Genomic DNA, 15,041 nt, shown 5'->3' with positions numbered 1-15,041 from the left:
AGACAACTCATAAGAATACAGCACTTCTTGTCTAGAAATTGCGCCAAGTTGTGTGATACTTCCCTGCCGCATGTTAGCGCACTGGATACTTCTTAAGAAATAAAACATGGCACCTAAACATGTCGTGCGCATACACGTGATCGACATTTTGTTATCTTAAGTGATCTTATATTGGTTCATGCACTCCGATGCTTTAAAGAGGTGACTTATACGATTTTTTCAGTGACATAAAACAATTTCAGTCATGACAGCGACAACTTTCAGCACACACAGAACCGAAACATTTCGTTGAGGTTCTCATAATTAGCACACTTTTTCAATAAATGGAAATATAATAACCAAACTTTGAGAAAAGATCAAATAGCAAAAAGATAGATTTGCCGTTTATTTGAAGATACGTCATTTTAAAAAGTGCCTGAAATAGTCCCGGCCCACCACAAACTCATCTATTCCTATTTTTTCTAGGTAAGGCACATCCGAAAGCTTAACCCCTCCATCAATTTTGATGGCGAAGCTCGTATTAGATTCTTTACGCATTCGAATAAGTTCTGGAACCTTATCTAGCACCGATTTGATAAAGATACCGTCTGAATCACCTGGTTCGTAGCCCATGATAAGGACGCAACTTAGCTGATTTAGTTCGACCGGAATATCTCGTGGATGTTCATCTGGCTTCAACGAAGCGCCTATATTACCCCTACCACTCGGCGACACTTTCGCTAGCTTTGCAGTTTCACCGGCACCGCCAACTTCAGCCACCAACTTCGGCAGATCTGCCAAGCTTACAATCACCCTAGAACGTGGGCGTGCTCTCAAGAGTAGCAGTGCATCAGATGCCGATTGCTGCGTCATCACATGGAACTCAAGCCCGAGGGCCGACTTAGCTTTCACCGTTTCTTCAGGAGTCCACGATTTTTCTTGCGTCGCTTTACCGTCCATCAAGTCAATGTGTACGCCTCGACAAGGCCCCCTACCAACCTCTTCTATGATCTTTTCGAGGGTTCGCGTTCCACTCGTTAAGTCCCTATCAAGGCGCCGCTTAGTTTGTGCTTCGCAAACAGCAGCTAAAGAGATGGCAGAAAATACTGAAGGCCAGACTTTCTCTAAATTAGATCGATCCAAGTCATCACCAAAGTTTTCCATCACTTTGTTTGTCTGATTACACATCCCACCGGCCTGCTATCGCACAACTACGGATGTAAGTGTCGTATAGATCTGGCCATGCTGGTTCCTTGCGCGGCACAACGGGAGTCTCCCAACTCGGTGCATACTCGTCGCGCAAACTTGCAAAATCCACGCCTTTCAGCACAGCCAGAGCTTGCAGTCCAGCTCCACGCACAGTCGCTTCCGGACAGCCAAGGATACTTACAGGCCTGTCGATTAGATCGGCCAAAATTTGTATTATTCCTCGCGAACGCGCCGCCCCTCCGATAGCGACCACACGCCCACTAGTGTCTACACCATGCTGCTCGATTTGCGCTAGCCCGCGAACCAGCCCGAGCAACACCCCTTCAATTACTACTAATGCCAGCTGATGCCTAGTAATTCCATAATCAATACCTACCAGTAAACCTTTAGCCCCAGGATAATTAGGTGAACGCTCACCACCCAGATAGGGAACCAGCACCGGTCGAGGCGATCTACGATCGGCCTGCACCGCCATCTCGCCAAGTTTACTAACCTCAACTCCCATTAGCTGAGCGAAAAGATCCGTTACCTGAGTTAAGTTTTGCGTGCAAACCAATGGCTGCCACGTTCCTGTAGTGGAGGCAACGCCATCAATCATTCCACTAGTATCAGCTATAGGAATTTCGGAAATCGTGAACACAACACCCGAAGTCCCTAGAGAAAAACAAACGTCTGTTGGTTGTAATCCAATTCCTGCAGCAGCTAGGTGCTGATCCCCTCCCCCTGGACCAACGGGAATTCCTGTCTCCAGTCCGAGCTGGGTGGCGCTTTCAGGGGTTAGTAAGCCCGCTTGACCTTGAGGATCAAGAACGTGAGGCATCAACCGCGCCCAGTCTTTAGCGTCACCGAAACAATCTTCTAGTAGAGAAATATTCCAACTATTTGTGCATGAATTAAAGTAACCTGTTCCAGATGCCTCGGATCTGTCAGTCACATAATTACCCGTAAGACGGAAGTTTAGGTAGTCATGAGGGAGAAGAATCTTCTCCAACTGATTCACAGTTTCCGGCTCGTTTTCCATTAGCCATGCCAATTTGGAAACAGTGAAAGCAGGTGATGGAACTGTTCCGCACTCTCTTGCCCAACGTTGTGCTCCCAATTTTTCAACAAGCGCAGATATATGGGGCGTGCCTAATGTGTTATTCCATAGTTGGGCCGGGCGGATAACATCATTCTGGCAATTTAGAGCAACAAGTCCATGGCACTGCCCGGCAACTGAAATCGCTCGAATACTTCTCAGATCGATGCCGCTCTCACCTAGCTTCCGAAGAGCAGCTACTAGAGACTGCCACCAGTCCTCCGGGTTTTGTTCAGCTGAAGGTGCGACCGCTGGAGGTAATGGGGACGAAGCCATTCCAGCCGATTCGAAGTTGTCCGTAGTGCGAGCTTCAACCGTAACGGACTGAGTAGATAAGTCTACTCCTAGTACATACTCCGCCACCTCATTCGCCCCGCAATTGTTGGCGCAACTCATCGACGCGTTTTCCCACGCCACCTGCCGGATGAAGATCCAAAGACTTATCGAGCTGCCAATGGCCAACATCCATTAAAATGCGAGCTAATGCGTCGCCCCATACAGCGGCAACCAACGTGGAACCCATAGCTATGAAGTTACCTGGATCTGCATTATCAATCGTGTTCGTAATGCAGGGGATATCCGCCTCCTCGTAGAGCGTGGACCCCCTTCCTTCAGTGAGACCAACGGTAAGAACTTCTTTTTCGTTAACAAGCTTCACTAATTTGCAGACCTCGTCGGATTCACCACTCTTAGAAATGGCAATCAATACATCCGTAGATTCTATTGCCCCCATGGTTCCATGCAGCGCGTCCATTGCTGGGATAAAAAGAGCCGGCGTTCCTGAAACTGCCATGAGATGCGCCATTCGCCGCGCGATGAAAGAAGACGTTCCAGCACCGGTAACAAAGACCTTGCCACCACACTTGGCTATCGCAACAGCGGCTCGAACAAATGTTTCATCGAGCTGTTGAGCGACTGCCGCGACTGCCTGAGCTTCCAGTTCCACGTATCTACGCGCTTTTGCAATCATCTGTGAGTTGTTCATTTTTCCTCCACTGCTTAAGTAATCCCCACTGTTTTCAAAATCAATCTGGCAGTAGCGACACTGTGCCAGCTTCGACTTGAAATCTATCTATCGTGGTTGGTCTATATCCAAGTCTTGTTTCGAATCTATTCCGTCCAAGAGAGTTCCCGGAGCTTGGCCTGACTGAGCAGCGCTGCCGACGTAGCTTCTATTACAGGCATGCCGTGTGCCAATATCAGCACTTTGTCGCTAAGGGAAAGGACCTCTTCTTCTTCCGAAGATACAAAGACTATCGCCATGTTTTCTTTCCGTGCTAGCCGCTTTAACAGCCGATAAATCTCATTTTTTACGCCAATATCGACGCCCTTGGTGGGCTCATCTAAAAGTAGGATTCGTGGTTCCTGTACTAAAGCTCGTCCCAGAAGAACCTTCTGTTGATTACCACCTGAAAGAGAATTCACTGGCTGCGAGGGGCTGCCCCGTAGTTCCAAATCTTTAAGTTGAACAGCGCCGCGTTTTCGCAATGCTGCGAGATCTAGTAATCCCGCTTTCTTAAACTTCTTCAGTACCGGCAGTGCTAAGTTCTGGTACGAATTCATCAACGGAACTATTCCGTCGAACTTTCTCTCTTCTGTAACAAAAGCGATGTCGGAAGCAATAGCATCGCTCGGAGTGCGGGGGGAATAAGGTTCGTCAAAAACCTTCATTTCTGCAGAATCAAACTTAAGCAGACCTGCAATACTCCGAAGAGTTTCTGTTCTTCCAGAGTCGTTCAATCCATAGATTCCGAGAATCTCTCCTTCATGTACAGTAAAGGAGATATTGTGTAGTTTGTCCGAATTAAGGTTTCTCACGGCGAGAGCTTCTCTACCGATCCTTGCATTGGCTTCAGTAGGACTTTCTTCTTCTGCGATTGCCTCATCGCCAGCGATGGCCCGCACCACCTGAGAACGATCCACTGTTGCTGCATCCGCATCGACGACTATCCGGCCGTTCATTAGCGCTACAATTCGATCAGCCACTTGATAGAGCTCATCCAACTTGTGGTTAACGATCAGTACACCAATACTCATCTCTCGCGCAAGCTTATGGATGTAAGAGAGAAGCTGATCTACCTGATCCCCCTCCAGCGAGGTAGTTGGCTCATCTAGCAACAGGTATTTGGTTTCTCTGCTGGCTGCAATGGCGATTTCCAGAAGCTGACGGGTTGCCATTGGAAAAGAGCCAACCTTGGAATCTATGTCGGCATCAATTCCGAAGCGGTCCAATATCTCCTGTGCTTTCTTACTCATCTCAGCAAGTTGGAGTTGACCGTGCCGACGAATCTCTCTACCCAGCCATACGTTTTGGGTAACGGTTAAGTTAGGGAGCAAAGATAGCTCTTGATAGACGGTAGAAACACCCGCAGCGATCGCCTCGGACGGCGATGCAAAATTTACTTCTTCGCCATCTACTTCTAGCACTCCCCCTGAATGACGATGGGCACCAGAAAATACTTTTAGGAGAGTCGATTTTCCTGCACCGTTGTGCCCAACGAGTCCGATTATTTCACCAGGATGAAGCGCAACCGATACGCCTTTGAGCACTTCCACGCCTGAGTAATCTTTAAGCAGATCTCTCGCTACCAGTCCAGCAGCCATTGTCTTCTCCTAAAGTTCTTATACTTAATGCTCTTAGAAGGGGCCCGTGAGAATAAGCTCTATACGCGGGCCCCTTCCAATCTCAATTAGCCAACTTCACCCGGCGCTGGAGTTTCTCCATGCCGAAACGCTTTCAGCTCACGAAGAATTTCAGCCTCAGGAGTCTCCCCGTCTACAAATGAGCGAATTTGCTCGATCACTCGCTTGCCGTAATCGGCAGGCTCTTGAGCGACACAGCCGGGATATAGATCGTCAGTTGCTAGGTCGGGAGCACAGAATCCATATACCTTTACATCGCGACCAGCGGCCTTGACTGCCTCGATAGCTCCCTGCGCTGCGGGTCCTGTGGAAGCAAAGATCACGTTCAAGTCTGGATTGCCCTGCAACATGTCGCTGGTTACCGACAGTGAGTCAGTAGCCACAACATTGCCGTCTACCTTCGCAACTACTTTGGCATTCGGGTTACCCGAAATAGTCTCGGTGAAACCCTCGTCACGAATCGCAACGGGTACTTCATCCGGCTCAGTGACGAAACCAATGTTGAGTTCGGCATCCTTGCCCATATCTTCCAGAACCATCTCGGCAACCTGGGAGCCACCTGCCTTATTGTCCGCACCCAAGTACTGCATAATCGTTCCGCCCTGAGCACTAAGAGCACTCTCATCCACAATCACGTTAACAGTAAATACTGGAACCCCTGCGTCATTGGCAGCCTTAACAATTGCTGCGGCCGGCTCAGACTTAACCGGATTTAGTGCTAACGCGCATGGATTCTTCTGCAGCGCTGCCTCGGCTTGAGCAAGCTGCTGAGCGTCGTCGTCCTCAGCAATCTGCACCTCGGCTTTAAAGCCCTTCTCTGCCGCTGCAGTCTCAAAGCCTTCTTTCATGGCCACGTAATAGGGATTCGTCTGGTTTGGTAACAATACAGAAACCAGCGCTCCCTTTTGTGAACAGGCTTCAGGTACGGGAACCTCCGCAGCCGTACCTTCACCTCCGCTTGATTCAGCTTCCGCTCCAGTTCCAGTATCTACTGCGCCACATCCAGCAAGCGAGAGCGCCGTAAGTGAGCTGAGCGCCAGCACCTTTCTCAGTTTCATGATTTTCCTTTCTGTTGTACGGGTAACCCCGCTCGTGCGTTCCTCTACTCGTAACAGTTACGAACTATCTTGTGTCGTGTGTTTTCATTACTCGCCTTCGATTCACACACGTCCACTTAAGCAGTTACATTCCACTCGGCATTTTCTTTATCTGTTGGACTTTTTCTCTCTGCTTACTCGCTTGGCGCTTGCGCATCCGACCCCGGAAGGAATTCTTATTTGTATCAAACAGCACGCCAAGCAAAATGATCACGCCGATAACCAATGACTGCCAGTATGAGTCGACGCCTATAACGTTCATACCGTTTGAAACTTCTGCGATAAGCAATGAACCGAGGAATGCGCCCAGAATGGTACCGACGCCGCCAAACAACGACACGCCGCCAACGACAGCAGATGCAATTGAGTAAAACTGCTCATTTCCCGCTCCAGCAGTCGGGTAGCCTACCATAAGCCTGGAAGCTGTAATAATACCGCCCAACGATGCCGTCACACCGGAGATCACATAAACCAAGATCGTAGTGCGGGCAATATTAATACCGGCTAATCGCGCAGTTTCCTTGTTGCCACCCACCGCATAAATATGTACACCTGACGCCGTACGCTTGAGCATCAGGCCCAACACTAGAGCAGCGAGCAGCGCGATAATGATAGGAATTGGAATTCCTAGGAACTTTCCACGCCCGAAAAACGCAAACATCGGATCAGAGATCGTAACCGACTTAGCTTGTGTAAGAATCTTAGGAATTGACGCGCTAATGCCAAAGGTTGCAAATGTGACGATAAACGGGGGCATCTTGCCGTAATGCACTGCCATGCCATTAAACAGGCCCACTGCTACACCGGTGACGATCGCCAGAAGTGCCGCCATCCACCAAGGCACTCCATGCTGCATCGCCAATGCTGCAATCATCCCGGTCAAAGCGATGTTCGAGCCAACGGAAAGATCAATACCGCCTGTCAAAAGCACACATGCTTGACCCAAGGCAAGCAGAGTTACCACTGAGCCGTTGAGCAGCAAGACGCTCATGTTGCCAGCAGTTCTAAACTCTGGCGAAATGGCACCCATCAAAAGGGCAACCAAAAGCACCACAATAAACACCCCAAGCTCTTGGGGAAGGTGGAACCTCTTGCGCATAATCGCTCCTTTGCAATCGCAAACCTCATACAAGCGAGCACTACTCGCGCTGCTCATATGAGGGATGCTAGCATTGCTCATATGAGCAGTCAACTGACAACAGTATCTTGCGTGGATTTCGGTCAACCTTTTTATGACGCTACCCACACATAAACTGGATAATCATGCACGTTGCACCATTACAATCAATTTCAAAAGCAAGACTCGCCGAAGGTAAGAGTATGGATCGCGCTGACAGCAAACTGATGACCGCAGTTGCAAAGGCGTTCTACCTAGAAGACCGCAGCAAAGTTGAGATCGCAAGAGAATTTGACATTACACGATTTAAAGTGGCTCGACTTCTTGAGGAGGCTCGCCGAGTAGGAATAGTTCGCATTTCTATTGCCGAAGTAGATGACCAGTCACAAAGCGTCGCGGCTTCCGTTGCTAGACGTCTTCGATTAAAACACGTCACAGTCGTTCCCACACAAACCCTTCCAGAAAACTGGTACAACGCGCTGGCAGCAGGCGCAGCAACACTACTCACACAATTGGCTAAGCCGGGAATGTCTATTGGCATATCTTGGGGGCGCACTTTGGTCAGGGTGGGACTTTTCATTGAAAACTTGCCGCAAGTTGATCTAGTTCAGTTGACTGGCATGTTGGGATATGATCCCAACCAGTCTCCCTTGAAAGTAATGAGCAATATTTCTAGTAACGCCGGCGGGCGCTCCTACGCTTTAATGTCGGCGCTGTTTTCTTCAACTTCTTCAGCGGCAGCACGCTTACGTGAAGAACCAAATATTAAACAAGTCCTTCAGAAATATGATGGGCTCGATATTGCGCTCATATCGGTTGGCTCTTGGAAAGAGCGGATCACACAGCTTACCAGTTATTTATCTGAATCGGAGATTGAAGAACTAGACCGGTTAGGTGCGGTTGCTGACTGTGCCGGAATATTCATTGACGCCAAAGGCAATTACGTTCAGTCTTCACTTAATGAGCGGCGGCTGTCCGTATCAGTTGACCAGCTCAGGGCTACGCCTGCCGTTTTAGCGGTTGCAGGAGAGCCAGAAAAAGCGAGTGCAATCATAGCCATCGCGCGCGCTGGAATCGCCACTCACCTCGTTACGACTAGGGAGGCGGCGTATGAGATTCTGTACCTACTCGACTCAGAAGATGTGACAGAGCCCTCAGCGAACTCCCGAGTGAAACACGGCTAGTAGGCTTTTCAGAGGAGCTCAGCACGCCTCCAATCGCAAATTCCACTGTCCACGTCGGTTCAAAAACGGCCATTCTTGTTCATTAAAGCAGAAAAGTAGAAGCGCTACGTCCCAAGACGACAGACGGGGTATGTGTCCACACTTCGAGTATGTTAAGACGGCTAGGATCCCATTTCCGAATGTGTGCATCTAATGGGCGTGTTCTGGTGGCGTGCGCATTCGTCGAGCTGTTCGGCACCGACCTGCGTGCCAGGTGGCACTGCCCCACCTTCACTGAGCGCGGCCACATCCAACAGCACCGCAGGCGCGTCAATAATGGGGATCGTTTCTGCACCGCCTTCTGTGAAGCCATCGTAATTTTCGAGGGCGTCTGCGCGAGATGAGCATCCGTAGAACTGGAGGTCTTCTGCCTAGTGACACAGTGCATCAATGTGTGTTCCAGCGTGCTCATTCATGACAAGAACACCCGAAGAACTCGAGCGGGGCAGTGTGCCCGGTTGTTCGCGCAGCGTATCGCGGTGGCGCCGGTACAGGTGGTAGGAGTATCCGGGTCGATGCGACCCGAGGATCGGCATGCCGTCAAAGCGGGCCTGCTCCAGATCAATGATTCAAGATGACATGTCCGCCTCCACTGCCTTGTAGGTGCGCATCGCATTATTCAGGTGTCTTGATCCTACGCAGCACAACGCGGTTATGTCAGTGATTTGCGCCTAGTTATCGGAATCATACTTTCGTAACGAGCATGCCTTCCATGTCAGTATGTTGATGTTTCGAAACTCAGACCACGCTTGTGTGCGTGGCAAACGCAAGGCCCCGGATGCACCATGTACGAGAACGAACGGTGGTGAGTTTTTGGAAACCGTAGGCCAGACAGCTGAGAGTTGAGAGGAAGCCGTGCCTGCTCCACAGCCATCATGCAACCCTGAGACAGTCAACAAAAAAGACGCTCATTTTTCTGTCAAAATGAGCGTCCAGTGGTGGAGCTAGTGGGACTCGAACCCACGACCCCCTGCTTGCAAAGCAGGTGCGCTACCAGCTGCGCCATAGCCCCGTTATTGAGTTCCTACCGTACCTGACGGTGACAGCTCCAGACAACCGCCCAGAAAGCGGTCGGGTCGGGTCGCCGTCGTTAATGAGCGGTGGAAGATTCCGGCTCATATTCGTCGGTGACGGACCTCCACAGATCAGCGTTATTGGACAGGTCCTGAGCAATTTGACGAACGACAATCCCCGCTATCGCAGCACCGGCAAGCGCCGCAATGGTCGTGATCGCCTTCTTCACCGCTCCGCCTCCCATTCAGCTGAGTGTGGACAGTGGGCCTAGCTGGACTCGAACCAGCGACCTCAGTCTTATCAGGACTGCGCTCTAACCAACTGAGCTATAGGCCCATCCGCGCCCCAAGGGCACCGAACTATCGTACCCGAGCATCGGTGCGACAACAAAACGAGAGCCTAGTGACGTCTATGACATTCACCGACACCACAGTCGCCATCTTCCACCGCTCGCGCCTCTACTCATCCATCAAGGACACGCGCACCCCGCCCACCAATGAGGCGATGATGTTGTACAGGAACGCACCCAGCGTCGACATCGCCGTGATCATGATGACGTTGGCCACCGCCGCAATGGTCGCGTAGGACAGCACCTTCGACAAATGCAGGTACTCCATGAGCGTGACGAAACGTTCCGCGCTCAGATTCTTGAGGAATTCCTCAATGTCGCCGAAAACGTGCATGGAGTCGAGCATCAGCCACAACACCAGGGTGGCGAACACCAACGCTATCCCCAGCGCCACGGACAACAGGAAGCCAACCTTCATGACTGACCACGGGTCCACGCGCGCTACCGACAGGTCGACTCTGCGCGGTACATCCTCATCCAGGATCGGCTGATCGAGGTCTTCAAGATCGCTCATTGCTCGTCCTCCTCAGTTTCTGCACTTGACGCTACAGGCTCATCAGCCTCTTGTGCAGCTGATTCGTCGGCGGTTTCATCAACGGCCTCATCTTCGTCATCCTCCGTGTGACGCGTAATCGCAATAATGCGGTCATCGTCATCCGGGCGAGCGAAAATGACACCCATAGTGTTGCGCCCGGTGGCACGCACGTCGGACGCGTTGATTTGGACAAGTTTACCGGATTCGGTAATCACCATGACATTCTCGTCACTGTCGACAACGAGGGCGCCCACCAGTGCACCTCGTTCATCCACCAAGTTGCCTACTCGCACGCCGAAAATGCCGCGACCCTTCACAGGATATTCGCTCAACGGGGTGCGCTTCGCGTAGCCACCATCTGTGACGATCAGCAGGTCAGCACCCTCGCGCACAACTTCCATCGCCAGCAGCTCATCGCCGTCACGGAACTTCATGCCGCGCACACCCGACGTGCCGCGCCCCATCGGACGCAGCTGCTCATCGCTGGCAGTAAATCGCACCGCTTGCCCCTTACGGGACACCAGGATCAGATCATCATCAGCGTTCACCAGCTGAGCAGACACCTGCTGATCAGGCTCTCCGTTGTCATCATCACGCAAGTTGATCGCAATAATGCCGCCGGTTCTGGCACTGTCGTATTCCGACAGGCGCGTTTTCTTCACCAGACCGGACCGTGTGGCCAGCACCAGGTAGTCAGCCTCGTCGTAGTCGTGAATAGCCAGGACCTGTGCAATGCGCTCATCGGGTTGGAACGCAAGCAGATTCGCAACGTGCTGACCGCGGGAGGTGCGACCGCCCTCCGGAATCTCGTACGCTTTCGCGCGGTAAACACGACCTAGGTTCGTGAAGAACAGCAGCCACTGGTGCGTGGTTGTGACAAAGAAATGCTCCACCACATCATCGCCCTTGAGCTGAGTGCCGCGCACACCTTTGCCGCCGCGTTTTTGCGAACGGTAATTGTCGGTGCGGGTACGTTTGGCGAAACCGTCACGGGTGATGGTCACCACCACGTCCTCTTCGGGGATGAGGTCCTCCATCGACATTTCGCCCGCGTACGGCACGATCGTGGTGACACGCTCATCACCGTAGCGCTCGACAATCTCCGCCAGCTCGGTGGACACAATGTCGCGCTGGCGTTGCGGGGTGGCCAGGATGTCTTCCAGGTCGGCCACATGGTCACGCAACTGTGCGTGCTCGTCCAGAATCTTCTGACGTTCGAGGGCGGCCAGGCGACGCAACTGCAGTGCCAAAATGGCATCAGACTGCGCTTCATCAATGTTGAGCAGGTCCATCAGGCCGGTGCGCGCATCGTCGGCTGTTGGAGAGCGACGAATCAGCGCAATCACTTCATCGAGGGCATCGAGCGCCTTGAGGTAGCCTTCCAGAATGTGCAGGCGTTCGCGCGCCTTGTTCAAACGGAAGCGAGTGCGCCGCTCAATGACTTCGATCTGGTGTCTGATCCAGTGACGGATAAATCCATCCAGCGACAGTGTGCGCGGCACGCCGTCCACCAGGGCGAGCATATTCGCCGGGAACGAGTCCTGCAGCTGCGTGCGCTTGTACAAGTTGTTCAGGACAACTTTGGCAACCGCGTCGCGTTTGAGAACCATGATCAGGCGCGTGCCTGAACGGCCCGACGTTTCGTCACGGATATCCGCAATACCCTGGATCTGGCCGGCCTTGACCATGTCGGCAATTTTCTGGACCAGGTTATCGGGGTTGACCTGGTAAGGCAGCGCCTTGACAACCAGGCACGTGCGGCCATGGATTTCCTCAACCTCGACAATGGCGCGCTGAATAATCGAGCCGCGGCCAGTGCGGTAGGCATCCTCAATGCCCTTGCGACCCAGGATCGTCGCACCGGAAGGAAAATCCGGGCCCTTGATGCGTTCCATGAGAGCTGCCAGCAGTTCTTCACGCGTGGCATCAGGATGCTCAAGTGCCCACTGCACACCCTCGGCCACCTCACGCAGGTTATGCGGCGGGATGCGCGTGGCCATACCCACGGCAATACCTTCCGACCCGTTGATCAGCAGGTTCGGAATACGCGACGGCAGGATCGTAGGCTCCTGGGTGCGCCCATCGTAGTTGTCCTGGAAGTCAACAGTGTCTTCATCAATGTCGCGCACCATTTCCATCGCCAGGGGCGCCATCTTACATTCGGTATAACGAGGGGCAGCAGGCCCCAGGTTACCGGGAGAACCAAAGTTACCCTGACCGGCAATGAGCGGGTAACGCATTGACCACGGTTGGATGAGGCGAGCCAAAGCGCCATACACGGAGCTGTCACCGTGAGGGTGGTAGTGCGCCAACACGTCACCGACGACGCGCATGCACTTGTAGAAACCTGCATTGGGGCGGTATCCGCCGTCGTACATGGCATACAGGATGCGGCGGTGAACCGGCTTGAGGCCGTCTCGCACGTCCGGAAGGGCGCGGCCCACAATGACCGACATGGCGTAATCAAGGTACGACCTCTTCATTTCCATTTCGAGGTCGACTTGATCAATCCGTCCGTGCGGAGCGGTTGATTCAATCTCTGTGGTGGGCTCGTCACTCACGATGAAACTCTCCTTGGTCCCTGATCAGTAGGTTGTTGACGATGGTCGGATCACTGTCGTTGCGCCGCGGCGCTAGGCGTCAATGAATCGCACATCCTGAGCGTTTCGTTGAATAAACGAACGCCTGGATTCCACGTCATCACCCATCAGCAGGGTGAAGATTTGGTCGGCAGCTGCTGCTTCGCCCACCTCGACTTGCTTCAAAATTCGGTGCGCAGGATCCATCGTGGTTTCCCACAATTCCTGGTCGTTCATCTCACCCAGGCCCTTGTAACGCTGGATGCCACCGTGCTTGGGCAGGCGATGACCGGCCTTGAGTCCTTCAGTAAGACAGTCGTCACGCTCCTTGTCCGAATACACGTATTCGTGCGGAGCATTCGTCCACTTGAGTCGATACAGCGGAGGTGTCGCCAGGTACACGTAGCCTTGCTCCACCAGTGGTCTCATATAGCGGTACAGGAACGTCAGCAGCAAGGTCGCGATGTGCTGGCCATCCACGTCAGCATCTGACATCAGCACGATCTTGAAGTAGCGCAACTTGTTGATGTCAAACTCTTCACCAATGCCGGTGCCCAGGGCGCTGATGAGAGACTGGATCGTCTCAGAGTTCAGCGCGCGGTCAAGGCGAGCCTTTTCAACGTTCAGGATCTTGCCGCGAAGTGGCAAAATCGCCTGGTGTTCCGGGTCGCGCCCACCGACGGCACTACCACCTGCCGAGTCACCCTCGACAATGAAGATTTCACACACTGAGGGGTCTTTGGATGAGCAGTCGCGCAACTTCGTCGGCATCGACAGCGTGTCCAGGGCGGTTTTGCGCCGAGTGGCTTCACGGGCCTTGCGTGCCGCGACGCGCGCCAACTGAGCCTGCTGACCTTTCATGATGATCGCCTTGGCGTCGGCAGGATGCGCATCGAACCAGTCCTGCAGGTGCTGGTAGACCTGCTGCTGGACGAATGTGCGGGCTTCTGTGTTCCCCAGCTTGGTCTTGGTCTGGCCTTCGAACTGCGGTTCGGTCAGCTTGATGGAGATCACCGCCGTCAGACCTTCACGCACATCTTCACCGGACAGGTTTTCGTCCTTGTCCTTGAGGATTCCGCGCTCCTTGGCATAACGGTTGATCACCGTGGTCAGTGCCGTGCGGAAGCCCTCTTCGTGTGTGCCGCCTTCGGTCGTATTGATCGTGTTGGCGTAGGTGTGCAGGCTCGACGAGTACGCCGTTGTCCACTGCATCGCAATTTCCAGCGACATCGTGCCCGGATCGTTTTCAGCTTCAAAATCAATGATCTCGGAGTTAATGACGTCAGTCTTGCGGCTCGAATCCAGGAATTCCACGTAGTCGCGCAAGCCATGTTCATACATGTAGGACACGCGGCGGAACCCTGGAACAGGATCGTCAGCTGGGCCTTCGTCATCCCCGGTGATCTCGTCGCCCTCGTCCTGAACCCAGGGGCGCTCATCGGTCAGCGTGATGCGCAGCCCCTTATTGAGGAACGCCATCTGCTGGAAGCGGTGACGCAGCGTCTCAAAGTCAAACTCAGTGGACTCGAAGATCTGTGGATCTGGATAGAACACCTGGGTAGTGCCCGTTTCGTCGGTTTCCTCGCCACGTTCGAGCTCAGAGACCACTGCCCCGCCATCGGCAAAGGACATGCGCCACACGTACCCCTGTCGACGCACCTCAGTATCAACCCGGGTGGACAAAGCGTTCACGACGGAAATACCCACGCCATGCAGACCGCCGGAAACAGCGTACCCGCCGCCTCCGAACTTGCCTCCAGCGTGCAGAATCGTCATGACGACCTCAACAGTTGGTCGCCCCTCGGTAGGGTGAATATCCACTGGAATACCACGCCCGTTGTCGACTACCTTCAGGCCGCCATCAGCCTGGATCGTTACCTCGATGTGGTCGGCGTATCCAGCCAAAGCTTCGTCAACGGAGTTGTCGACCACTTCATACACCAGATGGTGCAAGCCGCGTTCTCCCGTTGAACCGATATACATGCCAGGCCGCTTACGAACAGCCTCCAGACCTTCCAGAACGGTGATGTCTGATGCCCCGTAATGCCCCTGGTCCTCATTTGGCTGGGAATTGATCCCTTCGTCCGCCACTCACCGGCTCCCCTCATTGTGATGGTGCTGCGCACCGCGGGCTGGCTGCCCTCCCGGAAAATTCCGGGACCGTGTGTCCACATGACACACTACTCATAATCTGTTTATATTTTACCAAAAAACAGGG

General features: G+C 53.0%; 13 protein-coding genes and 2 tRNA genes. 2 read left to right on the top strand and 13 right to left on the bottom strand.

The genetic code is table 11. The features are described from left to right. Positions 1-399: 399 nt before the first annotated feature. The 6 genes from HMPREF2975_RS04860 to HMPREF2975_RS04835 all read right to left on the bottom strand — a co-directional run bounded on the left by HMPREF2975_RS04860 (position 400) and on the right by HMPREF2975_RS04835 (position 7,105). Positions 400-1,143: a beta/alpha barrel domain-containing protein gene (locus tag HMPREF2975_RS04860; RefSeq protein WP_070726095.1), complete on the bottom strand. Its 744-nt coding sequence runs from the start codon at positions 1,141-1,143 to the stop codon at positions 400-402. A gap of 16 nt (positions 1,144-1,159) precedes the next feature. Continuing rightward, positions 1,160-2,629 (bottom strand): xylulokinase, encoded by a 1,470-nt coding sequence (locus HMPREF2975_RS04855; protein ID WP_193599992.1) that lies wholly within the window; start codon positions 2,627-2,629, stop codon positions 1,160-1,162. A 1-nt stretch (position 2,630) separates the two neighbouring features. After that, a complete protein-coding gene (locus HMPREF2975_RS04850) occupies positions 2,631-3,251 on the bottom strand; it encodes an SIS domain-containing protein (RefSeq protein WP_070726091.1) in 621 nt (206 codons plus the stop codon). 125 nt (positions 3,252-3,376) lie between these two features. Further along, on the bottom strand, positions 3,377-4,870 hold the full coding sequence (locus HMPREF2975_RS04845; RefSeq protein ID WP_070726090.1) for a sugar ABC transporter ATP-binding protein: 1,494 nt from the start codon (positions 4,868-4,870) through the stop codon (positions 3,377-3,379). Between the two features lie 86 nt (positions 4,871-4,956). After that, positions 4,957-5,967, bottom strand: coding sequence for a substrate-binding domain-containing protein (locus HMPREF2975_RS04840; protein ID WP_193599991.1), 1,011 nt, complete (start codon positions 5,965-5,967; stop codon positions 4,957-4,959). A 124-nt stretch (positions 5,968-6,091) separates the two neighbouring features. Then, on the bottom strand, positions 6,092-7,105 hold the full coding sequence (locus tag HMPREF2975_RS04835; RefSeq protein ID WP_070726186.1) for an ABC transporter permease: 1,014 nt from the start codon (positions 7,103-7,105) through the stop codon (positions 6,092-6,094). Positions 7,106-7,269: 164 nt separating this feature from the next. Here HMPREF2975_RS04835 and HMPREF2975_RS04830 point away from each other — a divergent pair, with 164 nt between their 5' ends. Both HMPREF2975_RS04830 and HMPREF2975_RS12250 read left to right on the top strand, forming a co-directional pair. Next, positions 7,270-8,307, top strand: coding sequence for a sugar-binding transcriptional regulator (locus HMPREF2975_RS04830; RefSeq protein WP_083314408.1), 1,038 nt, complete (start codon positions 7,270-7,272; stop codon positions 8,305-8,307). 179 nt (positions 8,308-8,486) lie between these two features. Next, positions 8,487-8,690, top strand: a complete 204-nt coding sequence (locus HMPREF2975_RS12250) for a hypothetical protein (RefSeq protein ID WP_141757292.1) — start codon at positions 8,487-8,489, stop codon at positions 8,688-8,690. 27 nt (positions 8,691-8,717) lie between these two features. On the opposite strand, the gene HMPREF2975_RS13065 is transcribed toward HMPREF2975_RS12250, so the two are convergent. The 7 genes from HMPREF2975_RS13065 to gyrB all read right to left on the bottom strand — a co-directional run bounded on the left by HMPREF2975_RS13065 (position 8,718) and on the right by gyrB (position 14,914). Continuing rightward, a complete protein-coding gene (locus HMPREF2975_RS13065) occupies positions 8,718-8,906 on the bottom strand; it encodes a cyclase family protein (RefSeq protein ID WP_227469257.1) in 189 nt (62 codons plus the stop codon). 376 nt (positions 8,907-9,282) lie between these two features. Next, a tRNA-Ala gene (locus tag HMPREF2975_RS04825) sits at positions 9,283-9,358 on the bottom strand. Positions 9,359-9,436: 78 nt separating this feature from the next. Beyond that, complete coding sequence (locus tag HMPREF2975_RS12505) at positions 9,437-9,589, bottom strand: DLW-39 family protein (RefSeq protein ID WP_227469239.1); 153 nt, start codon at positions 9,587-9,589, stop codon at positions 9,437-9,439. Between the two features lie 33 nt (positions 9,590-9,622). Then, positions 9,623-9,696: transfer RNA gene (locus HMPREF2975_RS04820), tRNA-Ile, on the bottom strand. A 122-nt stretch (positions 9,697-9,818) separates the two neighbouring features. Further along, complete coding sequence (locus HMPREF2975_RS04815) at positions 9,819-10,223, bottom strand: DUF3566 domain-containing protein (RefSeq protein ID WP_070726086.1); 405 nt, start codon at positions 10,221-10,223, stop codon at positions 9,819-9,821. Beyond that, a complete protein-coding gene (gyrA, locus tag HMPREF2975_RS04810) occupies positions 10,220-12,805 on the bottom strand; it encodes a DNA gyrase subunit A (RefSeq protein ID WP_070726084.1) in 2,586 nt (861 codons plus the stop codon). The genes HMPREF2975_RS04815 and gyrA overlap by 4 nt, the downstream gene beginning before the upstream one ends. A gap of 72 nt (positions 12,806-12,877) precedes the next feature. After that, a complete protein-coding gene (gyrB, locus tag HMPREF2975_RS04805; RefSeq protein WP_070726082.1) occupies positions 12,878-14,914 on the bottom strand; it encodes a DNA topoisomerase (ATP-hydrolyzing) subunit B in 2,037 nt (678 codons plus the stop codon). Between the last annotated feature and the right edge of the window lie 127 nt (positions 14,915-15,041).

Origin of the sequence: Actinomyces sp. HMSC065F12 (assembly GCF_001814535.1) — a bacterium.
Taxonomy (GTDB): Bacteria; Actinomycetota; Actinomycetes; order Actinomycetales; family Actinomycetaceae; genus Pauljensenia; species Pauljensenia radingae_A.
The sequence above is the reverse complement of the archived record's forward strand: the minus strand, read 5'-3'. Positions and strand labels throughout refer to the sequence as shown.